This is a genomic window from Streptacidiphilus sp. ASG 303 (genome assembly GCF_020991365.1).
Classification (GTDB): domain Bacteria; phylum Actinomycetota; class Actinomycetes; order Streptomycetales; family Streptomycetaceae; genus Peterkaempfera.
The window spans coordinates 13,016-33,800 of sequence record NZ_JAJLRA010000018.1 but is presented as its reverse complement, the minus strand read 5'-3'; the positions used below and the strand labels follow the sequence as shown (position 1 = coordinate 33,800).

The 20,785-nt window shown below is 77.2% G+C and carries 16 protein-coding genes and 1 riboswitch; of the genes, 2 read left to right on the top strand and 14 right to left on the bottom strand.

From position 1 onward, the window contains the following. Positions 1 to 195 precede the first annotated feature (195 nt). Positions 196 to 347, top strand: a riboswitch (cyclic di-AMP (ydaO/yuaA leader). A 12-nt stretch (positions 348 to 359) separates the two neighbouring features. Continuing rightward, a complete protein-coding gene (locus LO771_RS20730) occupies positions 360 to 1,427 on the top strand; it encodes a C40 family peptidase (RefSeq protein WP_230654643.1) in 1,068 nt (355 codons plus the stop codon). Positions 1,428 to 1,697: 270 nt separating this feature from the next. On the opposite strand, the gene LO771_RS20725 is transcribed toward LO771_RS20730, so the two are convergent. The 12 genes from LO771_RS20725 to LO771_RS20670 all read right to left on the bottom strand — a co-directional run bounded on the left by LO771_RS20725 (position 1,698) and on the right by LO771_RS20670 (position 15,665). Continuing rightward, complete coding sequence (locus LO771_RS20725) at positions 1,698 to 5,111, bottom strand: choice-of-anchor D domain-containing protein (RefSeq protein ID WP_230654641.1); 3,414 nt, start codon at positions 5,109 to 5,111, stop codon at positions 1,698 to 1,700. A gap of 212 nt (positions 5,112 to 5,323) precedes the next feature. Further along, positions 5,324 to 5,812: an SRPBCC family protein gene (locus tag LO771_RS20720; protein WP_230654640.1), complete on the bottom strand. Its 489-nt coding sequence runs from the start codon at positions 5,810 to 5,812 to the stop codon at positions 5,324 to 5,326. 437 nt (positions 5,813 to 6,249) lie between these two features. Further along, positions 6,250 to 7,410: a hypothetical protein gene (locus tag LO771_RS20715; RefSeq protein WP_230654639.1), complete on the bottom strand. Its 1,161-nt coding sequence runs from the start codon at positions 7,408 to 7,410 to the stop codon at positions 6,250 to 6,252. A 409-nt stretch (positions 7,411 to 7,819) separates the two neighbouring features. Continuing rightward, positions 7,820 to 8,140, bottom strand: a complete 321-nt coding sequence (locus LO771_RS20710; RefSeq protein ID WP_230654748.1) for a hypothetical protein — start codon at positions 8,138 to 8,140, stop codon at positions 7,820 to 7,822. A 254-nt stretch (positions 8,141 to 8,394) separates the two neighbouring features. Then, positions 8,395 to 9,168 (bottom strand): trans-aconitate 2-methyltransferase, encoded by a 774-nt coding sequence (locus tag LO771_RS20705; RefSeq protein WP_230654638.1) that lies wholly within the window; start codon positions 9,166 to 9,168, stop codon positions 8,395 to 8,397. Positions 9,169 to 9,410: 242 nt separating this feature from the next. Beyond that, complete coding sequence (locus tag LO771_RS20700; RefSeq protein ID WP_230654634.1) at positions 9,411 to 10,250, bottom strand: hypothetical protein; 840 nt, start codon at positions 10,248 to 10,250, stop codon at positions 9,411 to 9,413. A 326-nt stretch (positions 10,251 to 10,576) separates the two neighbouring features. Beyond that, positions 10,577 to 11,467 (bottom strand): NAD-dependent protein deacetylase, encoded by an 891-nt coding sequence (locus LO771_RS20695; protein ID WP_230654633.1) that lies wholly within the window; start codon positions 11,465 to 11,467, stop codon positions 10,577 to 10,579. 123 nt (positions 11,468 to 11,590) lie between these two features. Continuing rightward, complete coding sequence (gene ruvB, locus LO771_RS20690) at positions 11,591 to 12,664, bottom strand: Holliday junction branch migration DNA helicase RuvB (protein WP_230654632.1); 1,074 nt, start codon at positions 12,662 to 12,664, stop codon at positions 11,591 to 11,593. A gap of 131 nt (positions 12,665 to 12,795) precedes the next feature. Further along, positions 12,796 to 13,320, bottom strand: a complete 525-nt coding sequence (locus LO771_RS20685; RefSeq protein ID WP_230654629.1) for a single-stranded DNA-binding protein — start codon at positions 13,318 to 13,320, stop codon at positions 12,796 to 12,798. Beyond that, on the bottom strand, positions 13,310 to 14,176 hold the full coding sequence (locus LO771_RS20680; protein ID WP_230654626.1) for a hypothetical protein: 867 nt from the start codon (positions 14,174 to 14,176) through the stop codon (positions 13,310 to 13,312). The genes LO771_RS20685 and LO771_RS20680 overlap by 11 nt, the downstream gene beginning before the upstream one ends. Then, positions 14,173 to 14,685, bottom strand: a complete 513-nt coding sequence (locus LO771_RS20675; protein WP_230654624.1) for a hypothetical protein — start codon at positions 14,683 to 14,685, stop codon at positions 14,173 to 14,175. The genes LO771_RS20680 and LO771_RS20675 overlap by 4 nt, the downstream gene beginning before the upstream one ends. Continuing rightward, entirely contained in the window at positions 14,682 to 15,665 is a 984-nt protein-coding gene (locus LO771_RS20670; RefSeq protein ID WP_230654623.1) for an ATP-binding protein, read from the bottom strand. The genes LO771_RS20675 and LO771_RS20670 overlap by 4 nt, the downstream gene beginning before the upstream one ends. 388 nt (positions 15,666 to 16,053) lie before the next feature. On the opposite strand from LO771_RS20670, the gene LO771_RS20665 reads away from it, so the two are divergent. Next, complete coding sequence (locus LO771_RS20665; RefSeq protein WP_230654622.1) at positions 16,054 to 17,817, top strand: CdaR family transcriptional regulator; 1,764 nt, start codon at positions 16,054 to 16,056, stop codon at positions 17,815 to 17,817. 273 nt (positions 17,818 to 18,090) lie between these two features. Here the strand turns inward: LO771_RS20665 and LO771_RS20660 are convergent, their stop codons facing one another. Together LO771_RS20660 and LO771_RS20655 are read right to left on the bottom strand one after the other, a co-directional pair. After that, positions 18,091 to 19,545 carry a hypothetical protein gene (locus LO771_RS20660; protein WP_230654620.1) on the bottom strand — a complete coding sequence of 485 codons (1,455 nt, stop codon included), beginning with the start codon at positions 19,543 to 19,545 and terminating at the stop codon, positions 18,091 to 18,093. A 511-nt stretch (positions 19,546 to 20,056) separates the two neighbouring features. Further along, the gene (locus LO771_RS20655) at positions 20,057 to 20,749 is read right to left on the bottom strand and encodes a TetR/AcrR family transcriptional regulator (RefSeq protein WP_230654618.1); all 693 of its coding nucleotides are present in this window, start codon (positions 20,747 to 20,749) and stop codon (positions 20,057 to 20,059) included. Positions 20,750 to 20,785 lie beyond the last annotated feature (36 nt).

Here is a 20,785-nt window from a genome sequence, read left to right as displayed (position 1 = left end):
ACGCAACGGACAGGGCGTGCGCGGGGCGTCGAGGCGCCGGGCGCACGAGCTTTGATGACTTACCTACCAACGTTTGAAAACATCACCCTCTTGTTACTAAGGTCCTTCGCGAGCCACTGCTCCAGTGATCACCCGAGGGGGGTGACGGCGGTGGTTCCCGCCGAGTCCGAGGAACGGCAGGGCAGGTGACTGCCCTACGCGGGGATGCCGTCGATCGGAGCCGGGGAACCAACTTCCTCGGGGTGAATCGGCGCCGCGGCCGTCCTCACGGGACGCGCCGAGGCGCCGTAGGGCAGCTTCCGGCCCGAACCCGTCAGCTCACCCGGTAGGCGGCCGTTGGAAGAATGGAGCCCGCCTTCGTGGCGACCCACCGCCGCCCCAAGCAGCCCAGCCGCGCCCGCGTCTCGGTCCTGACCGCCGCCGCAGCCACCGCCGTCGCCCTCTCCGCCCAGGCCGGAGCCGCCCAGGCCGCGCCCAAGCCGACCAAGGAGTCCGTGAAGGCCCAGGTCGACAAGCTCAACCAGCAGGCCGAGGCGGCGGCGGAGAAGTACAACGGCGCCAAGGAGCAGCAGCAGAAGCTGCAGCGGCAGGTCAACAACATGCAGGACGAGGTCGCCCGGCAGCAGGCCGAGGTCTCCTCCATGCAGGGCACGCTGGGTCAGCTCGCCTCCTCCCAGTACCGCTCGGGCGGCATCGACCCCACCGTCCAGCTGATGCTCTCCTCCGACCCGAGCCGGTTCCTGGACCAGGCGTCCTCGCTGGACCAGGTCAGCGCCCAGCAGGCCCAGACCCTCCGCCAGCTCCAGGAGAAGCAGCACAAGCTCGACCAGGACAAGGCGCAGACCCAGGCCGACCTCGCCGAGCTGGACTCCACGACGCGCGAGCTCAAGGCGCGGAAGGCCGAGGTCCAGACCAGGCTGGCGAAGGCGCAGGCCCTGCTCAACACCCTCACCGCGCAGGAGCGCGCCGCGCTCCAGGCCGCCGAGACCGCCGCGGCCCAGCGCGCCTCCCGCGCCGCGGCCCGCACGGCGCTGACCCCCTCTCCCGCGGGCAACGGGAGCACCGCCGCGGCGTCCGGCACCGCCCAGGCCGCCCTCGCCGCCGCCAAGACCCGGATCGGCTCGCCGTACGTCTACGGCGCCACCGGCCCGTCGACCTTCGACTGCTCCGGGCTGACCCAGTGGTCGTACGCCAGGGCGGGCGTCTCCCTGCCGCGCACGTCGGAGGAGCAGGCCAACGCCGGGACCCGGCTGACGCTCAGCCAGCTCCAGCCGGGCGACCTGGTGTTCTTCTTCAGCGACCTGCACCACGTCGGGATCTACGCGGGCAACGGGATGGTGCTGCACGCGCCGAAGCCCGGCGCGTCGGTCAGGTACGAGGCGATGGACGACGGGTACCTGCCGTTCCAGTTCGGCGTGCGCGTCTGAGGCTCCGAAGCACACAGGGGCGGGGGGGACCCCTCAGGTGTCCGCCCCGCCCCTGTGCCGCACCCCGGCCCGCGGTCCGGCCGGCACGCCCCGCGGGGCCGGCGGTTCGCGGCTGCGCCCGCCTCCGGCCCCGCCGGCCCCGGGACCGGGGCGTGGCCGCCCGCGCCCCGGACGGCCGCCCGGGGAACGGCGGGACGGGGGGCGGAGCGGGCCGCACGCGGGGGGCAGCCGCGAGGGCGCCCGATCCGCGGCGGCCTGCCGGGGGACTCGTCAGAAGAGGGCGTTGTAGATCTGCCACCCGGTGCCGATCCTGTACCGCGCGGCGAACGGCGCGGCCGCGCCGCCCGTCCCCGGGTGCAGCCACAGGGCACCTGAGCCGTCGCGGCCCAGCAGGTCGGCCCGGCCGTCCCCGGTCACGTCCCCCGCACGGACGACCGCGTTGTAGACCTGCCACCCGGTGCCGATCCTGGCCCGGGGTGCGAAGGGCGCGGCCGCGCTGCCCGTCCCCCGGTACAGCCACAGGACGCCCCCGGCGTCACGGGCCAGCAGGTCGGCCCGGCCGTCCCCGGTCACGTCCCCCGCACCGACGACCGCGTTGTAGACCTGCCACCCGGTGCCGATCCTGGCCCGCGCGGCGAACGGCACCCTCGGGCTACCCGTCGCCCGGTACAGCCACAGGGCACCGGAGCCGTCGCGGCCCAGCAGGTCGGCCCGGCCGTCCCCGGTCACGTCCCCCGCACCGACGACCGCGTTGTAGACCTGCCACCCGGTGCCGACCTGGATCCGGTTCCCCAGGGGCGCCGTCGGCCTCCCGGTGCCGGGAATGAGCCACAGGGCGCCGGCGGTGTCCCGGGCGACGACCGCCCCGCTGCCGTCCGCGCGCTGGCCGCCCAGGCTGACGATCGCGTCGTAGGCCTTCCAGCCGCTGCCGGCGGCCCGGGCCAGGCCGCTGCCGACGACGGTCCGGGGGCCCAGCGGGGCGGAGGGGAGGCCCGTGCCGCGGTACAGCCACAGGGCGCCGGCGGCGTCCCGGGCGAACAGGGCCCCGCGCTGCGCGGCCGGCGGGACGCCCGTCCCGGAGAGGTCCTCGTACTGGGCGCCCTGCCCGGCGTCGCCGGTGACCTCGTAGGAGGCCGTCGCGGCCCCGGTGGTCGCCGTCGGGGAGAAGGTGACGGACTGGCGCACCGCCTGCTGCGGGCCGATGACCAGCCCCTCGGCGAGCTGGTCCGCGCTGCTGAAGACGCCGGCCGGCGCCTTGGCCTTGGTGACGGTCACGGGGACGTTGCCGGTGTTGGTCAGGGTGAAGCCCAGCGTCCTGGACGTCCCCCGCTCCACCGCGCCGAACGCGAGGGCGGGCGGCGTGAGGACGAGGTTGCCCCGGCCGCTGACCGCGGTTCCCGTGACCGGGAGGGTGAGGGTGCCGCTGGTGCTCGTCAGCGTGATCGACGAGGCGTCGCTCCCGGCCGCCGTCGGCGCGTAGCCGACCTGGAGGACGAGCGACCCCTGCGCGGGGACGGTGGTCGGGTCCGCCGGGTCGGCGCCCGGCAGGTTGCGGACGGTGAACGGTGCGCCGGGCGGGGTGGCGGCGGTGACGACCTCGTCCTGGGTGCCCGTGTTGGTCACCTGCACGTTCACGCTGCCCGTGGTGCCGGTCGGCTGGTCGGTGAAGGACACCCGGGCGGGGGCCGCGGCGAGCCCGGGGCTGGTGCCCACGCCGTGCAGGCTCAGCGCGAAGTCGCCGGCACCGGTGGTCACCGTGAGCGTCCCGCTGACGCCGCCGGCGGCGGTGGGGGCGAAGGAGACGGGGATCGAGAGCCCGCCACCGGCCGGCAGCGCCGGCGGCAGGGCCGAGGTGTCCGCGGTGAACGGACCCTTGACGGCCACGCCCTTGATCGTGAGCGGCCCGGAGGGGCTCTGGTTCTCGGTCAGGACGGCCGTGCCGCGGCCGGTCCCGCCCACGGGGACCTGGCCGAAGTCCAGCGGGCTGCCCGCCAGCGGGCTGCCGACCGGGCTGCCGAAGGCGTACACCCTGCCGTCGCGCGTGCCCACGTAGACCTGGCCGCCGTCGGTGGCCGGGGTGGCGAACTTCACCGCGGTGCCGATGGGCGCGGACCACACGAGCGGCAGGATGCCGCCGGCGTCCGGCACCGCGCCGTACGCGCGCAGCTGGGCGTTGGCGCCGCTCGACCCGCCCGACCAGACCACCCAGACCAGGGCGCTGCCGGGGTCGGAGCCGTCCGAGGTCACCACCGGCGACCCGCTGGTGTACGGGAAGGTGTCCTGGCTGGTGCCGACGGCGGTGAGCGCCGGGTCGCCCGCACCGGTGGTGCCGCGGCGCAGCGCCGTCAGCGGGCCGCCGTTGCCGACCAGGTAGACGTAGCCGCCGCCACCGCCCCACACGGCCGGGTGGCCCCACTGGCCCTTCAGCGGCCCGGTGACCCCGACCACCGCGTCGGTCCCGCCGCTCCCCTGGGCGCGTCCGCCGAGCCTGTCGCGGTCCAGCAGGAAGACCCGCCCGTCCTTGCCCTGCTCCACCATCAGGCGGGGGTGCGCGGGCGTCCCGAAGCCGTCGGGCAGGCCGACCGGCCCCCCGGAGCCCAGGTCGGCGTCCCGCTGGTCCAGGACGGGCGCGTCGGCGGGGCTGAAGAAGTCGTCCGCGGCCAGGCCTCCGGCCGCGTTCACCCGCAGCCGCACCACGGACTCCGCGAGGGTGCCGGGCGGGGAGCCGCCGGGGCCGGGCGCGGGGCTGACGCCGTTGCCGGTCGAGAGGAAGATCCGGCCCGGCCCGTCGGAGACCAGGCCCCCGCCGGCCTGCCACACACCGGCCCCGGCGTTGCCGGCACCCGCCTCGGTGGTCCACATCGCGGTCACCGAGCGGCCGGTGGTGCTCACGCCGACCACGTAGCCCCGGTACGGCTTGTGGTCGCAGTGCCCGCCGAAGGCGGCGTACACCACGCCGTCGAGCAGCAGGAGGCCCGGGCGCTGCATCTGGTACGCGGGGCTGAAGACCGTGCCGGGGTCGTTGGAGGGGCTGCCCTTGATGACCACCGGGAAGCCCGGCCGCTCGTCCCCGGTGAGGGGGTCGAGGGCGTGCATGTACCAGTGCGGGTTCAGGACGTCGTGGACGCCGTTGACCAGGGGGCCGTCGTTCACCTTGGCGGTCAGGTAGACGGCGCCGGTGGCCGGGTCGTAGACCGGGGTCGAGGTGACGCCGATGGCGGGGGTGAGGTCGCCGCAGCCGAGGGCGGCGGCGGGCCAGGCCGGGCCGAGGTCGCGGCTCCAGACCGCCGCCCCCGTCGTCCGGTCCAGGCCGTAGACCTTGTTGTTCTCGGTGGCCGCCACCACGGTGCCGCCGACGGCGATCGGCTGGGCGTAGACCTGCCCGTCGAGCCGGGCGGGGGCGCTCCACCGCTGGCCGAAGGAGGGGGACGTCACCACCGAGGGGCTGAGGCCGGGCTCCTTCCCGTCCCAGCCGGTCCGCAGGTTGTCCACCGACACGGTGGTCTCGTCCGCGCGGGCCTGCACGGGGCCGAACCCCGGGCAGACGGCCAGCAGCACGGCGGCGAGGACGGCGAGCGCCGTCCGGCGCCGCGCGGTGCGGGTCCGTGCGGTACGGGTCCGTGCGGTACGGATCCGCGCGGTGCGGATCCGTGCAGGTGTGCGCGCAGGCGTGCGTGCGGCCATGTGTCCCCCCATCCCCGGCATGCCGCCCCGCGCGGCCGGCGGGCGCCGCCGGACCCCGGGGATCCACGGGGCGGGCGGGCGTGCGGGCGCGGCACGAACGGCAAGGACCGCATCCAACCACATCGGCACCCCTGCGTGTCCACACGTTCTCCACGATCCGGCCCGCTCCTGCGGACCGGGCCGGTCCGCCCGGGCGCTCGGAGGGACCCGGATCAGCCCTCGGCGGCGGCCTTCAGCATCCGCAGCAGGTCCTCGTGCCCCTCGCGGAGCTTCCCGCTGCTGTAGAAGAGGGTGAGGAGCGGACCGGAGAGCGACTCCTCGACGGTCACCAGGGTGCCGCCGTCCGCGGTCGGCGCCAGCCGTATCCGGTCGACCGCCTTCATCCAGCCCATCGCCACGCCGGTCCAAGTGAGCTCCCGCTCGGGCGCGACGACGGCGAAGGTGGACCTGATGGGGGTGCCGCGGACCTTCCAGCGGAAGCGGGCGTCCGGCTCCACCGCGCCGAGCTCGGTGACGCGGGCGTCGGAGCGCCACGCGGGCCAGTCGCGCATGTCGCTGACCAGCCGCCACACGACGGCGGCCGGGGCGTCGATCGTGACGGAACTGGCCGACCTGACCGGTGCATCCTCGTCCAGGCGGCCCTTCTTGGCGTACTCCTCGTGGAGCTCCTCGATCGAAGGACCCGCATAGAACAGCTTCATGATCTCCCCCTCGGTGAGAGCACCGCCCCTTTTGGAGAGCAGTGCTTCCTTGCGAGAGCAACGGTCTCAGCACGGACGGGGGACGTCAAGCGCTTTCCGGGCCGGACCTGCCGGGAACAGGGCGCGGGAGGAGTCGGGGACGAAGACCGCCGACGGCACGACCACCGCGATCCCCGAGGGCGCACGGGTGCCGGGCCGGTCGACTCACACCGCCGTCCGCGGACCCCCGGCCCTCCTCAGGGAGCGCCATGCGGTGGGGTGCGGAGTCAGCCGCCCGGAACACCACCGTGCGGCGGCCACCGGATGCAGGCAGGCGGGCCGTGCGCCACGAGGCGCCCATGCCGGTCGCAGCCCTCGACGAGTGGCCCCGACCACCGGACCAGGGACGTCGGAGGCATGGCCGCCACCGGATTCGCGCACCGCAGGGCAATCCGGCCTCAGCGCCGCCGGGCCGGCCACGCAGCCACGATCGCCGCCACCGACTCCTCGACCGTGCGCCCGTCCGTATCAACGTGCAGCCGCCCCAGCGAGGCCCGCTCCAAGGCGACGGCCGTCGCGGCGGCTTCATCGGCAATCCGGCGAAGCTCCGCAGCGGACCGGCCCTTCAGCGGGTCACCCGGTGCAGGCCAACTTCCGCCCCGACTCCGGGATTCGATCCTCTCCGCCAGGGCGGCACGCCCCGCGTGCAGGCGGCACAGCGTGACCTCGGTGCGCGGCAGAGCAGCGGCGTACATCTTCGCCGTCGCCTCGTCCTCCACCGGTCCCGTCACGATGATCGCCTCCGCGCCCGCGTTGCGGTACGTGCGCCACAGGGCGGCCAGGTTGTCCGCCCTGAGCCGATGACGGGCGAGTCTGTCGGACGGGACGGGGCGCAGGAAGGCGAGTTGGTCGAGGTCCACGTACGCCGTGCGGACAGACCTGCGAACGTGCTGGTAGACCTGCCAGCCGATGGTCGACTTGCCGACCCCGGTGGGCCCGCACAGCCACAGCAGCGGAGCTTCCACGCCCGGGTCGGCCGGCACCACGGCTTCCGCGGCTCGTTCCGCCTCGGCGCGGAGATCCCCGGTCCCTAGGACCGTCCAGTCGCCGACGCGCGCCGCCACCTCCTGAAGTACCGCCGAGACGTCCAGGCCGGTCGTGTCGATGCACACGTCGCCGAAGCCGCTCGCATCCATGACGTCCGCCTCGTCGAGCGTCTCCTGCACCAGGTGCGTCAGCATGCCGCGCCCGGTGAACCTGCGCGCCAGCTCCTCCCGCTCGGCACGCAGTCGGCACACCGTCAGTGCGGCGCCGGGCAGTTCGTCGGTGTACACGCCCTGCACCGGATCCACAACCCCCGACACCACCGCGCACCGGGCCCCCCGCACACGGAAGTTGGCCAGCACCGCAGCGAGGTTGCGCGCCTTCATCCGGTGCAGGTCCGGGTCCTCGGGGGGTCCTGGCAGGAAGATGCCCAGCTGGTCGATGTCCGCATAGCCCGCCGGGAGCCCTCCCGACGTGAGCCGGGTGAAGAGCTCCCAGCCGGCCGTGGTCTTACCGACACCGGCCGGCCCGCACAGCCAGAGCACCGGGAGCCGATCGGATGACTGAAGCGACATGGCGGGCATTCTCGCGAGCTCGTGGCGCCCACGTCGACCGCATTACTCCGGGCCGCGTCCTGTCGGGCCGCGTGCCGAGGTCCGTCTGTGCGTGCACAGAACCGGGCGCTCAGGTGATCGGGCCCAGCGGGTCGGCCCGGACCTGCAGTTGCCCAGGGATCCGCTTCCGACCGCCGTCGCGCTGCCACCGGCAGCGGGCGCGGTGGAGGCGGGCCGGACGTACCGGTGTGCGCGGCCACTCGGGTGCCGTCTCCCGGGAGAGGCCGCTGCCGTCGGCGGGGCCCCTTGGACGCCGGGCCCCGGGTCCTCATGGAGTCCCGGGGGGCGTCGCGCGCCGGACGGGAACGCCCGGGCGCAGCCCGGCCCCGCCCCGGTCCGGGCGCGGTGCGGTGCGGTGCGGTGCGGCGCCCTACGCGGCGCCGGGGCCGTCGAGGAGGTGGAGCAGCACCGCGGCCTCGGCGCGGAGCCGCGCGGCCCGGTCGGCGTGCGCGGGCGCGGTCAACCCGGCTGCGGCCTCCAGTCGCTCGGCGGCCTCCGCCCGCACGACGTCCACCACGTCGCGCTCGCCCAGCTCGCGCCGCGCCGTTTCGGCGACGCCGACACCGACCGGCGACTGCTCGATCGCCGTGCCGCGGAGCCCTGCTTCGTCCACGGGCACCGCCTCGGCGTTGTCCAGCGCAGCGAGGGCCCCCCGCAGGGCGCTCACCGCGGCCTTGTCACGGGCACGCATCGCTTCCGGGAGTGCCTGACGCATACGGAGACGCAGAGACATGGGGGTGACCCTACGGCGGCGCCGCGGGACCCGCCAAGGGATATCCGTACGGCGCCGGACGTCCCGCCGACCGGGGCTGCACGTCCCGGACGGGACCGCGGAGCCGGGCCGGGGCACTCGTCCGGCCCGGCCCTCCGCGCCCGGACCTCCCCGGGAGCCCGTTCGGCGGGCCAGCGCACCACCGCGGCCGACCGCCTGCGGGCACCGCCGGCTCAGCGGTCCTGGCGGTCGCTGCGGCGTGCGAGATGGACGGTGATGTCGGCGACGACCCCGACCGTCCCGGGCAGGGCCCGTGCGATCGCCTCGTACGCCTGCCGCCGCCTCGGCTGCGGCAGTTGGAGGTACGCCGAGACGGTCGACAGGTAGCCGACGTAGTCGGAAGCGCCCATGGTCAGGCGCCGCTCGACGACGGACTGCCGGACGTCGGTGAACAGCCCGGACCGCAGCAGCTCCGTGCCCGGCCACTGCATCTCCTCGTCCGGAGCGGTCCCGTCGGGAGAGGGGACCTCGTCGTCCTCCAGGAACGGCGCCCGTGCCGCACGCACGGACTCCTCGACAGCCGGGTCGGCCGGCCGGAACGGGCCGCCGAACGAGGCGAAGACGCCCCCGGGCTCCAGGAGCGCGGCCACACGGGACCACCGGCCCTCCGGGCGTGTCCAGTGCAGGGCCGCTGCCGCGTAGACCAGCCCGTAGGTCTCGCCCGGCCGCAGATCCTCGAACGCGGCCCGGACGGCCCTCACGCCTGCGGGCACCGTCCTGCGCAGCTCGGTGAGCATGGCCGCATCGGGCTCCGTCGCCGTGACCGCGACCCCGCGCCCGGCGAACAGGCGGGTCGCCTTGCCTGTCCCCGCACCGATCTCCAGGGCGGTCCGGAGCGGACGGCCCGCATACGTCAGCACCGTGTCGGCGAGCTCTGCGGGATACCCCGGCCGGAACCGTTCGTAGGACTCCGCGATCGCGCCGAAGCCCAGTGCACGCGTGGACATGGCAGGCATTCTGACATGACCGTGACCGGACGGGCCCGGGCTCGCCCGGCGGTCCGCCCCGGCCTCGGCCGGGGCGTCGACGGCGCCGCGGGACGGGCGGCCGGCCGCCGGGGCGCAGCGAGGGCCCACAGGACGCGGAGGCGTGCCGCGTCCTGTGGGCCCTCCCGCGCGACGGCCCGGGGACCGGAGGTGCGGGTCAGCAGGCGGGGGCCGCCCGGCGGACGAGCCGCCGCGGTCCCTCGTCAGCGGCCGTGGCGGCCGTAGCCGTGGTGCCGGTGGCCGTGCTTGTGGCCGTGGCGGCCGTAGCCGTGGTGCCAGTGGCCGTGGCGGCCGTGGTACCTGCGGTCGTGGCCGTGGCGGCCGTGCCCGTGGTACCGGTGGCCGTGGTGCCCGTGGTACCGGTGGCCGTGGTGCCGACCGCGCCCTTCGTCCCCGCGGCCACCGCCGTTGCCACGGCCTTCATCCCCGCGGCCACCACCGTTTCCGCGACCCTCGTCACCGCGGCCACCACCGTTGCCACGACCCTCGTCACCGCGGCCACCGCCGTTGCCACGGCCTTCATCCCCGCGGCCGCCGCCGTTGCCGCGGCCCTCGTCACCGCGGCCACCACCGTCACCGCGGCCGCCATCGTCGCCACGGCCCTCGTCACCCCGGCCAACGCCGTTGCCACGACCCTCGTCACCCCGGCCAACGCCGTTGCCACGACCCTCGTCACCGCGGCCGATGTCACCCCGGCCGCCCTGGCCCACCCCGCCGCTGCCCACTCCCACGTCACCCAGGCCACCGCCGATGCCGCCGCCCTGGCCGAGCCCGCCGCTGCCGCGACCCTCATCCCCCAGGCCGCCGCCGACGCCGTTGCCGCGGCCCTCGTCACCGCGGCCGCCGCCGTTGCCGCGGCCCTCGTCGCCCCGGCCGCCCTGGCCCACCCCGCCGGTGCCGGCGCAGTCGTGGTGCTTGCAGTAGCCGCTGACACTGCCGGTCTCCCCGGAAGAGGCGGCAAAGGCGGTGCCGGCCAGGGGGAGGGCGGCGGTGGCGGCGGCGAGGACGGCGGTGGCAGTAAAACGCATGAAGCTCTTGGACATGCGGTTTTCACCTCTGAACACAGATTCGGGTCCCCGAGCCCGCTCACCGTAGGCAGGGCCCCGGCGAGGGCGCGCGCCGGTTCTGCCGTTTGGCCCATCCGCACCGTCCCCTCCGGGTGCCGGAAGGCCCCTCCTGGCGGGTCGTCACCCGGCCGGACCGCCGTGACGGCCCCCGGCACCCGCCGTCCCCCCGGGCCGCGCGGCCGCACCCGCCGACCACCGGGCGGGTCCGCACCCGCCGGCCACGGCGTCGGACGGCCCGCGGGCGCCCGACGAGGCCGGCGGCCGCCTCCGGGGCGGACCGGAGGTCCGGGCGGGTGCGGACGTCAGGCAGGGGGCGGTACGGCTCCGAGCTGCTCCGCGAGGGCCGTCAGCGCGGCACCCAGCGGCCGGGACACCCGGACCGCGGCGTGGTCGTCCCCGCGCGTCGCGCCCTGGTTCACGATCGCGACCGGCTTGCCCGTGCGCGCCGCGTGGCGGACGAAGCGCAGGCCCGACATGACCGTCAGGGACGAACCGAGGACCAGGAGCGCGCGGGCGGCGTCGACCAGGTCGTAGCAGAGCCGGACCCGGGCCTTGGGGACGCTCTCGCCGAAGAAGACGACGTCGGGCTTGAGGACTCCGCCGCACGCCTCGCACGGCGCGACCCGGAAGGCGGCGAACAGCGCGTCCGGGAGCTCGACGTCCCCGTCCGGGTTGACCCTGGCGCCCGCGTCCCGGAAGGAGCCGTTCAGCGCGTGCAGGCGGCGGTCGAGGTCCTCGCGCGCGCCGGTGCGGCCGCACGCCAGGCAGACCACGCGGTCGAGCCCCCCGTGCAGTTCGACGGCGTCGTGCGTGCCGGCCGCCCGGTGCAGCCCGTCCACGTTCTGGGTGATGACGGCGGACACGTGGCCGGACCGGCGCAGCGCCTCGACCGCCCGGTGCCCGGCGTTGGGCTCCGCCCGGGCGACCGTCCGCCAGCCGACGTGGCTGCGGGCCCAGTACCGGCGGCGGTTCTCCTCGCTCGCCGTGAACTCCTGGTACGTCATCGGCGTGTGCCGCCGCAGACTGCCGCCGGGGCCCCGGTAGTCGGGGATGCCCGACTCGGTCGAGAGCCCCGCGCCGCTCAGGACCGCGACGTCCCGCCCGGCCAGCAGGCGTCCGACGTCCTCCAGGCCGCCGGCCTGCGGGACGGACCCACCGGTCGCCGCTTTCTCGTACGTCGGGCGCAGGTGCATGCGGACAGCTTAGATCGGCACCGGACGCCGGGGCCCGGGGCGGCCCGCAGGAGGCGCCCGCGGTCCGGACGGGCCCCGGAGCCGCGGCCGGTGCGGACGCGGGGAGCGGCAGCACGGCGGCGCCTAACCCGGCCGCACCGGGCCCGCACCGGCGTCCTGCCGCGGCGCGAGCCCCAGGTGCTCCCAGGCGGCGGCGGTGGCGACCCGGCCCCGGGGCGTGCGGGCGAGCAGGCCCTCGCGGACCAGGAACGGCTCGGCGACGGCCTCCACCGTCTCGTGCTCCTCCCCCACCGCGACCGCCAGCGTGGACAGGCCCACCGGGCCGCCGCCGAAGAGCCGGAGCAGTGCGTCGAGCACCGTGCGGTCCAGGCGGTCCAGACCGCGGGCGTCGACCTCGTAGACCGCGAGGGCGGCGGCCGCGGTCCCGCGGGTGACGACGCCGTCCGCCCGGACCTCGGCGTAGTCGCGGACGCGGCGCAGCAGCCGGTTGGCGATGCGGGGGGTGCCGCGGGAGCGGCCGGCGATCTCGGCCGCGCCGTCGTCCTCGATCTCCACGTCGAGGAGCCCGGCCGAGCGGTGGACGACCCGCTCCAGCTCGGCGGGGGCGTAGAACTCCATGCGGCCGGTGAAGCCGAAGCGGTCGCGCAGCGGGGGCGGCAGCAGGCCGGCCCGGGTGGTGGCGGCGACCACGGTGAAGGGCGGCAGCTCCAACGGGACCGAGGCGGCGTCCAGGCCGGTGCCGACGAGGACGTCGACCCGGAAGTCCTCCATCGCCATGTACAGCATCTCCTCCGCCGACCGGGACATGCGGTGGATCTCGTCGAGGAAGAGCACCTCGCCCTCGGTGAGGGAGGAGAGGACGGCGGCGAGGTCGCCCGCGTGCTGGATGGCGGGCCCGGAGGTGATCCGGAGGGGGGCCTCCAGCTCAGCGGCGATGATCATGGACAGGGTGGTCTTGCCCAGGCCGGGCGGACCGCTGAGCAGCACGTGGTCCGGGGCGGCGCCGCGCCGCCGGGCGGCCTGGAGCACCAGCGAGAGCTGCTCGCGCACCCGCTCCTGGCCGATGAACTCGCCCAGGTCCCTGGGCCGCAGCGCCGCCTCGACCGCCCGGTCCCCGCCGTCGGCGGTGGCAGTGGTGGCGGCGGTGGCGGTGGCAGTGGTGGGGGTGCCGCTGCCGCGGGTGTCGTTCCAGCTCATCGTGGTCCTCCTCCGTCGGTGCTCGGAAGGGCGGGCGGGGCGGGGAGGGCCGGGTGCCGCCCTCGGGTTCCCGGTCGCCGGTGGGGCGGGTGTCCGGGCGCACCGGTCCGCCTCCGCGGTGCCCGCGCCGGTCAGAAGGGCTGTTCGCCCGCTCCGGCGGGGTACCGCCCGGCGTCGTTCCGGTCCTCGTGCGGTGCCTCGTGCGGGGCCCCGTCCCGCGAGGAGGGGTCGCCGGAGCGGTCGCCGCCGAGCAGGTCCCCGCCGGGGCCCGGACCGTCGGGGACCCGCCCGTACGGCCCCTTGACGACCTTCGCGGCGGCGAACCGGAGCGAGGGGCCGACCTCGTCGACCTCGCACTCGACCACGGTGCGCCGCTCGCCCTCCCGGGTCTCGAAGGTCCGCTGGCGCAGCCGCCCCTGGACGATGACGCGGGTGCCGCGCGCCAGGGACTCGGCGACGTGTCCCGCCTCCTGACGCCAGGCCGAGCAGCGCAGGAAGAGGGTCTCGGCGTCCTTCCACTCGCCCGTCTGGCGGTCGAGGACGCGGGGCGTCGACGCGACGGTGAAGTGCGCGACCGCGTCCCCGGACGGGGTGAAGCGGATCTCGGGGTCGTCGGTCAGGTTGCCGACGACGGTGACGACGGTCTCACCGGCCATGGGGGTTCCTCTCGTGCGGCGGGCGGTGCAGCGCCCGCGGCTGTTCCGGCCCGGCGAGCCCCGCCGCGCGGAGCCGCGCCGGATGGGCGGGGGACCGGGTCAGCGGGATGCGGAGCCGGGGGGTGGCGCAGGGGTCTCCGGGGGCGGCCCGGCACCAGGGGCAGGGCACGCGCAGGGCGCGGGCGCGCAGGACGTCGTCCTCCGGACCGGTGCGGGGGGCCGCCGCCGGGGCGGCCGGCGGCCGTCCGGCGCACCGTCCCGAGGCGATCGCCGTCAGCAGGGCGAAGAGCTCCGTGCGGGGGCGCTGCAGGTCGCCGGGGCCGGCGTCCGGCAGGGGCGGGGGTTCGCGGGTGAGCCGCTCCTCGCGGACCGCGCGCGTCACAGCGCAGAGGTCGGCGGCGGTGGTGGTGGTGCGGCTCCGCCGCCGTTCCAGCCGGGAGGCGGCCGCCCGCGCGTCGGCGACGTCCAGGTCGGCGAGCAGCAGGCGCCAGGCGGCGTCCGCCGCGTCCCCCTCGGGGTGCGCGGACGGGAGCGCCACGACGGCCAGGGCGACGGGCGGGCCCGTCCCGTCGGACGGTGCCGGGCGGTCCGCTCCGCGGGGGAGCGCGCCGGAGGGCCTCTGCGCGCCGCCGCCCGCCGTCCCGGGCGGCGGCGCCGTCGCGGCCGGGAACGCCGTTCCGACCGGGGGCGCCGTCGCGGCCTGCGGGTCCCGGTAGGTGTACAGGACGGCGCCGCAGGCGCAGCACAGCGCGCCGTCCTCGAACGTCCAGCGGCCGCAGGCGAGATGGCCGGACCGGGCCAGCAGGAACCACAGGGCGGCGGGCCCGTCCCGTCCGCGGTCGGTGGCGGCGGTCACGGCGGACCTCCTCCGGGGGCGAGCAGCCGGCGCAGGTCTAGCGCGCCGCTGCTCCAGGCCCGGGTGACCCGTTCCGGTCCGCCCGGCACGGGCCGCAGGTTGAACGACCGCGGGACGGACGGCGGCGGCGCGGCCAGTCCGGGGACGACCTCCCCGGTGCGCGGGTCGGCGACCGGTTCGAGGCAGGCGAGCCCGGCGAGGAACTGCCGCTGCCAGGCGGCGCGCACCCGCACCACCACCTCCACCTCGCCGGGGTGGTTCTCGGCCGCCCAGGCGGTGAAGGCCCCCTCGTCGGCGACCACGACCGCCGGCCGGGGGTCGACGAGGGTGAGGGTGGCGATGGGGGTACCGTCCGGCAGGGTCACCCGCACCGACTTCAGGTCGAGTTCGGCGCGGGCCGCCCGCAGCCCTTCGAGCACCGAGCGGCGCGCGGCCCCGTACTCGGCGTCGACCGCGTCGCGCAGCACCCGGAGCACGGCGGCCCTGGCCGCGTCGTCCTTGAGGCTCATGCGGCCGCTTCCTTCCGTACGGGCTCCGGCTCGCGGTCCTGCCCGGGCCGCCGTCCGGCCGCGGGCCCGTCGGCGGACCCTCCCCCGGTCCCGCTCCCGGCCCGGCGCCTCGCCTCGGTGCCGTGGCGCACGATCACCTCTCCGAGGGTGCGGGACTCCTCGCCGTCCAGGACGGCGGCGCCGAGCAGGTTGTGCCGGCGGGCGTCCTCGTAGAGGGCGCGCAGGTCCTCGTAGGCGGCGCCCGGGGCGGTGGCCGCCTCGAGGTAGCCGGACACGGACGGGGCGGGCCCGCCGGAGTCGAGCCAGGCCAGGACGGCCTCGGCGAACTCCGGGCCGGGCTTGCGGAGGACCATGCCGGACAGGGGCTTCGCGCGGGACTTGGAGACGACCAGGGTGTTCTCGTGGTCGAGGTCGCCCACGATGTCGAACTCGTACTCGATGCCCTCGCGCTGCTCGGGCCGGAGCCCGACCTTGCGCGGCACCTTGCGCCCGCGGTCGTCGGTCTCCACGACGTACTCGGTCTTGGTGCGCATGGTGGCGACGAGGTGCCCCGGGTAGGCGAGCAGGGCGTCGATCATCGCCCGCTCCTGGGGGCGGGCCTCCCTCCACCCGGCGAAGCTGCTGCCCGACCCGGCGCGCCGGGCCGCGTTGTCGACCTGCTCCAGCATGCCGCCGGTACCGGACCAGAAGTGCGAGAGCGAGTCGACGACCACGACGTCGTAGCCCTCGTGGGCGGCGACCGCGAGGGCGTCGACGAGGGTCGCGGGCTGGAACGCGCTGAGCGGGAGGATGTCGAAGGCGAACTCGTCGGCGTACTTGGCGGCGCTGCCGTGCTCGGTGTCGACCAGGGCGATCCGCTTGCCGAGCCCGGCGGCGAGGACCAGGGCCGTGTAGGTCTTGCCCGACCCGGTGGGGCCGGTGAGCGCGATGCGGGCCTTGGCCCGCTCCTTGGTGGCGGGGGTGAAGGTGATGTGGCCCATGCCGCTTCCTCCTGGCGTTCCCGGCGGTGTTCCCGACGGCGTTCCCGGCTGCGCTTCGGGGGGCGGGCCGGCGGGGAGGGGGTGCCGCCCTCCCCGGTGCGGGGCGCGCCCGTGCGGCCGCCACCCGTGTTCGAATTCTGTTCGAAAGTCGCCTGGAAGCCACCGTAGGCACGGACAGGCCGGCAATCAATGCTTTTTGCGGATAATCTTGACATTTGTCAAAAATGTCCGAGTCGAGGTGTACGGTGCTCCCCCACGCCCGGCCGGATCGCCCGGGCGGGCCGGGCGGCGGCCCGGCGTCCGGCCGCGCACCGCCGCCCGCCGCACGGCCGCCGGCGGCCGCCACCCGGCTGCGCGCGCCGGAGGGCCGAGGGGTGAGGATGTGCGGGTGCATCGTGAAGAGGCGGTCCTCGCGGACGAGGTGACGCGGCGTCGGGGCGGACCCGGACAGGAGGCGGGGGCCGGCGGGGCGGGGGCCGGCGGGGCGGGAGCCCCCGAGGACCCGCCGCCGGGGACGGCCGCCGCCCGGGCGGAGCACCTCCTCGCCCTGCAGCGCCTGGCCGCGGGCCCCGGGGGGACGCGGGAGCTCCTGGAGTGGCTGGCACGGCGCAGCGGCCGGTGGACGGCCCTGCTGGACGCCGGCGGCGCCGTCCTGCACGCGGCGGCGGGGCGGGGCTCCCCGTGCGGACCGCCGGTCGCGGCGCTCGCCGCGGAGGGGGCCCGGAGCATGGCGGCGCGGGGCGCCGGGGCGGCGCGGGTGGACCGCGACGGCTGCACGGGCTGGTTCGCCGCGGCGGGCACGGACGCGGCAGGACCCGTCCTGGCGGTGGTCGGGACCGGGCCCGGCGGGGCGGGGCTGCCGCAGCTGGTGGCCGACACGGCCCGCATGGTCGGACTCTGCCGGCGGGTCGAGGAGGCCGACCGGCTGGTACGGCGCTCCCGGGAGGCGGACGCCCGCAGCCGGGAGGCGGTCCTGCACCTGCTCATGGCCGGTGACGTCCCGTCCGCGAGCCGCATCGCGGCGACGCTGCTCCCGCGGCTGCCCGACCCGGTCCGGGTCTGGGTGGTCGAGGGGCCGGCCGGGAGGCGCGGCGAGCTCGCCGGGGACCGGCTCCGCGGGATCGGCGACCGCGCCTGGGTCGTGCCCTGCCCGGTGTACGCGCGCCACCTCCTCGTCGTGGCCCCCGCGGCCGTGGACCCGCCCGCCGGCGGTGCGGACGCGCCGCCCCACGGGTGCGCGGTGGGCGTCAGCGGCGTCCTGCCGCTGCGGGAGACGGCCGCGGGCTACGCCCAGGCCTTCCACGCGCTGGCCGTCGCCCGGTCCGCACCCGGCCGCTGCGCCGCCTTCGACGCGCAGGGCGAGCCGGCCGCCTTCCTGGGGCCCGCGGGGGCCGCCTGGGCACGGCGGCTGCTGGGGCCCCTCACCGGGTACGCCCCCGTGCGCCGGACCGACCCGGACGCCGGGGAGCTCCTCGCCACCCTCTCCTCCTGGCTGGACTTCGGCGGGGGCGCCGTACGGCACCTCAAGGTGCACCGCAACACGCTCTCGGCCAGGCTTCGGCGCCTGGAGGACCTGCTGGGGCTGGACCTGTGCTCGCTGCCGGGGCAGGCCGCCGCGCACCTCGCCCTGCACCTGAAGGCCGCCGCCGGCCCGGCGGACGCCGCAGCCCCCGGCCCCACGGCCCCCGGTCCGGCGGACGCCGCGGCCCCCGGTCTGGACGTGCTGCTCGCCACCCCGGCCGCCGCGCACTGGGCCGACGTCCTGCTGCGGCCCCTCACCGAGGGCGGGACGCCGTCGGCGGCCGCGACCGTCCGCACCTGGCTGGCCCACGACGCGCGCCTGGCCCCGACGGCGGCGGCCCTCGGCATCAGCGCCGCCGCGGTGCGCAAACGCCTCGTCCGCGCCGAGGTGCTGCTCCGGCGGTCCCTGCTGCACTCCCCCAGCGCGCGGTACGACCTGTGGCTCGCCGACCGCGCGTCGTCCCTCGCCCGGAGCCCGGGACAGCACGTCCGGGCGCCCGGCGGCGGGCCTGCGGGACGGGTCGGGGTCCTGCCCCTCGCCCGGGCCGGGGGCGGGGGCGCCGGACGGCGGGGGGTGCGTCGCGGGGGCGTCGGCGGCCCAGGGGCGCCGGGAGCCGTCCTGGCCCGGTGAGGGGCTCCGGCGCGCCCTCCCCGGGCGCGGTCCGGCGGCGCCGCGGCCGGGGCGGCGGGGTCGGTGGGCACCCCCGTTGCCCGGCCCACCGCTCCCCGCCGTCGCACCGTCCCCGGAGCGCGGTGCCCATCCTCGGCCGCCGGGCGGGCCCGCGCCAGTACCGGTCCGCACACCGCCGCGCCTCCCGGGTACCGCTCTGCACAGCCGCGGCCCGCCCGGCCCCGCACGGCCGCCGGTGCCGCCGCCGGCCCGCGCGCCCGGCGGGTCCGCCCCTCACCCCTGCGGGGTGTGCCAGAACGGCGTGTTCCGGACGGAGTCCAGGAGGGCCGCGGTGCGGGCACAGGCGGCGTCGTACGCGCGGCAGCGCTGGAGGGCCTGCCCCAGCAGCTCCGCGGCGGCGACGAGCAGGGCCTCGTTCTGCGGTTCGAAGACGTGGGGCCGGTCGAACGAGACCAGGCAGGCCGCGGGGTGCGCGGCGGCGGGGGTGGGCACCGGCAGCGCCGCCCAGGCCCTGTGCTCGAGCCGGGGCGCGAGGAGGGCGAGGTGGGGGTACTGGTCCACGAGGTCCTGCGGGGAGGTGGCGAAGACGGGGAGCTGGCGGCGGAGTGCGTCGCACAGCGGCAGGCTGGAGTCCAGCGGGGTGCCGTCGAGGACCGCCGGCTCCTCCGTGGCCCGCCCGGCCGTGGCGACCACCTCCACCCGGCCGCCCCGGCCCTCCGCGAGGAGCAGTGCGGCGACGCCGGCGGGCGCGAGCGAGGCGTGGACGGCGGCCAGGAGCTCCGCGGTGCCGGCGGCCGAGGCCACCGCTGCGGAGAGTGCGGCGAGGCGGCCGGTGCGGCGCAGCCGGTTCCGCTGGAGGCGCTGGAGGTCGGCCGCGGCGTCGAGGAACTCCTCCGTGACCTCGGTGACGGTCCCCCGGACCGTCTCGCGGCCGGTGCCGGTGTTCACCGTCGACAGGATCTGGGCGCGGAGGTAGGCCGCACCGTCGGGGCGCGGCGCGCGGTAGACGACCTCCCACTCGCCGGGCTCGCCGCTCATGCGGTTCACCGCCTGGCGCACGCGCGCCGCCTCCTCCGCGGGGAGGAGCGCGAGGAGCGTCCGCAGGTGGTACCCGGCCCGTCCGGGGATCCCGTGCAGGGAGGCGAAGGTGCGGTCGCAGGTGACGCGCTGCGAGACGGGGTCGAAGGCGAACGTCCCCCGGCTGACCGGGTGGATGCGGATGGGGTCGCGCACGAGGCGCGCCCCGGGGTGGGCGGTGGACGCGGGCAGGTCGGCCACGGCTCCGGCGATCCGCAGCAGGCAGTCGCGCTCGTGGGCGCTCCACCCGCCGCTGCCGGGGCGCAGGCAGACGAGGACCGACGCGGCGCCGGCCAGCGGCAGGGCGGCCCAGGCGGCGGGGGCGTCCGTCCGGGCCAGCGGGTAGGGCCGCTGCGGTCCGGCGCCGAACCCCGCCTCGCCGGCGGCCGCCCGCACGGCGGGCCACTCGTCGCCGGACAGGGGGAAGGCGGACGGGCTCCACTCGGGGGGAAGCCCGTGCGCCGCGTCCGGGTACAGGTGCCGTCCCCCGCTCTCGACCTGGAGGAGGGCCCACCCCACGCGCCCCAGGCAGCTCAGCGCGGCCAGCAGGATGTGGGGGACCTCCGCGAGGTCGCCGGACCGCACCAGCGCCTCCCGGAGCCGTGCGAACTCCTCCGGGAACCTGCGTGGTGAGGGGGGCTGCGCGGCCACGTCTCCACGCCTCCTGACGACCGGGGCGCATCGCACGCCGAGTTCAGCCGGGATTTTATCCTCGCATTCCCCCGAAGGAGGGAAATCGGCGTTTTCGCAAACCGCCGGAACCCTTTTCCTCCCGGTCCCGCCCGTGCAGCCGCGGACGCTCCCGGCGCCGTGGCCGCGAGGGGTCCGGGCCGTGCGCAGGGCGCGGCCGGGGCCGCCGCGCGCACGCGGGACGGGGGCGGGGGAGCATCGGGGCGAAACCCTGAGCCGAGCCCCGGGGGTGCGCGGACGGGGTGCGGCCCGGACCCCTGCGGCAGCGGGGTCCTCGGCGGCCGCTGCCGGCCGACCGCCGGGAGGTCCGGAGGTCCGGAGGTCCGGGGTGCGGGCCGGGTTCCTGACGGACGGGCAGGCGGCCGGGCCGGGCCCCTGCCCGACGGCGGCACCGACGTCGGGCAGGGGTGGCGGCCCAGGCCCGCACGGCCGGCGGGCACCGCCCCCGCTCACGTCCGGCAGGAGCCGGGCGTCACGCCGGCGGCCGGGCGAGTCCGGCGGCCACCGCGTCGAGGACCCACTCCAGGCCGGTCGCGAAGGACGTCCCGGCGTCCACGTCCGTGCCGTCGTGCACGGCCTTGGACAGCGCCGGGAAGCGGCCCGTGGCCAACATCCTCGTCACATGCGGGCCGGAGGCGCGCTGCCAGTCGCGCTCGGACAGGCCCGTGGCGCGCTCGGCCCGCAGGTGCGCGACTTCGCGCCTGACCGCGCCGATGACGTAGGCGCTGACGGTCTCCGCGGCGCGCAGGACGGTGTCGATGTCGGCGAGGCCGTCGAGGGCGGCCAGCGTGGCCTCGGTCACGGCGAGGCCGTTCGGGCCCAGGGCCGGGCGGCCGCCGAGCAGGTCGGCCAGCCATGCGTGGCGGAGGGCGGCCTGCCTGGTGCGGTGGGCGAGGACGCGCAGCGCCTCGCGCCAGTCACCGGGCTGCTCCGCGGGGAGGATCTCGGCCTGGACCTCGTCCACCATGAGGTCGAACAGCTCCTGCTTGGTGGAGATGTATCCGTACAGCCGCATCGGGCCGGCGTTCAGCCGGGCGGCCACCTTGCGCAGCGTCACCGCCTCCAGCCCGCCCTCGTCGGCCAGCGCGACGGCGGCGGCGACGATCCGCTCCCGGTCGAGCGGCACGGGGCGGGTCGGCGGCTCCGGCCGGTCCCACACGGTCATGGGCCCCACCGTACCCTTGCGATGCGCTGTAACGGA

Coding starts and splice junctions, on each gene's coding strand:
- LO771_RS20725 (WP_230654641.1), bottom strand. CDS start 5,111: ATGGCCGCACGCACGCCTGCGCGCACACCTGCACGGATCCGCACCGCG.
- LO771_RS20720 (WP_230654640.1), bottom strand. CDS start 5,812: ATGAAGCTGTTCTATGCGGGTCCTTCGATCGAGGAGCTCCACGAGGAG.
- LO771_RS20715 (WP_230654639.1), bottom strand. CDS start 7,410: ATGTCGCTTCAGTCATCCGATCGGCTCCCGGTGCTCTGGCTGTGCGGG.
- LO771_RS20710 (WP_230654748.1), bottom strand. CDS start 8,140: ATGCGTGCCCGTGACAAGGCCGCGGTGAGCGCCCTGCGGGGGGCCCTC.
- LO771_RS20705 (WP_230654638.1), bottom strand. CDS start 9,168: ATGTCCACGCGTGCACTGGGCTTCGGCGCGATCGCGGAGTCCTACGAA.
- LO771_RS20700 (WP_230654634.1), bottom strand. CDS start 10,250: ATGTCCAAGAGCTTCATGCGTTTTACTGCCACCGCCGTCCTCGCCGCC.
- LO771_RS20695 (WP_230654633.1), bottom strand. CDS start 11,467: ATGCACCTGCGCCCGACGTACGAGAAAGCGGCGACCGGTGGGTCCGTC.
- ruvB (WP_230654632.1), bottom strand. CDS start 12,664: ATGAGCTGGAACGACACCCGCGGCAGCGGCACCCCCACCACTGCCACC.
- LO771_RS20685 (WP_230654629.1), bottom strand. CDS start 13,320: ATGGCCGGTGAGACCGTCGTCACCGTCGTCGGCAACCTGACCGACGAC.
- LO771_RS20675 (WP_230654624.1), bottom strand. CDS start 14,685: ATGAGCCTCAAGGACGACGCGGCCAGGGCCGCCGTGCTCCGGGTGCTG.
- LO771_RS20670 (WP_230654623.1), bottom strand. CDS start 15,665: ATGGGCCACATCACCTTCACCCCCGCCACCAAGGAGCGGGCCAAGGCC.
- LO771_RS20655 (WP_230654618.1), bottom strand. CDS start 20,749: ATGACCGTGTGGGACCGGCCGGAGCCGCCGACCCGCCCCGTGCCGCTC.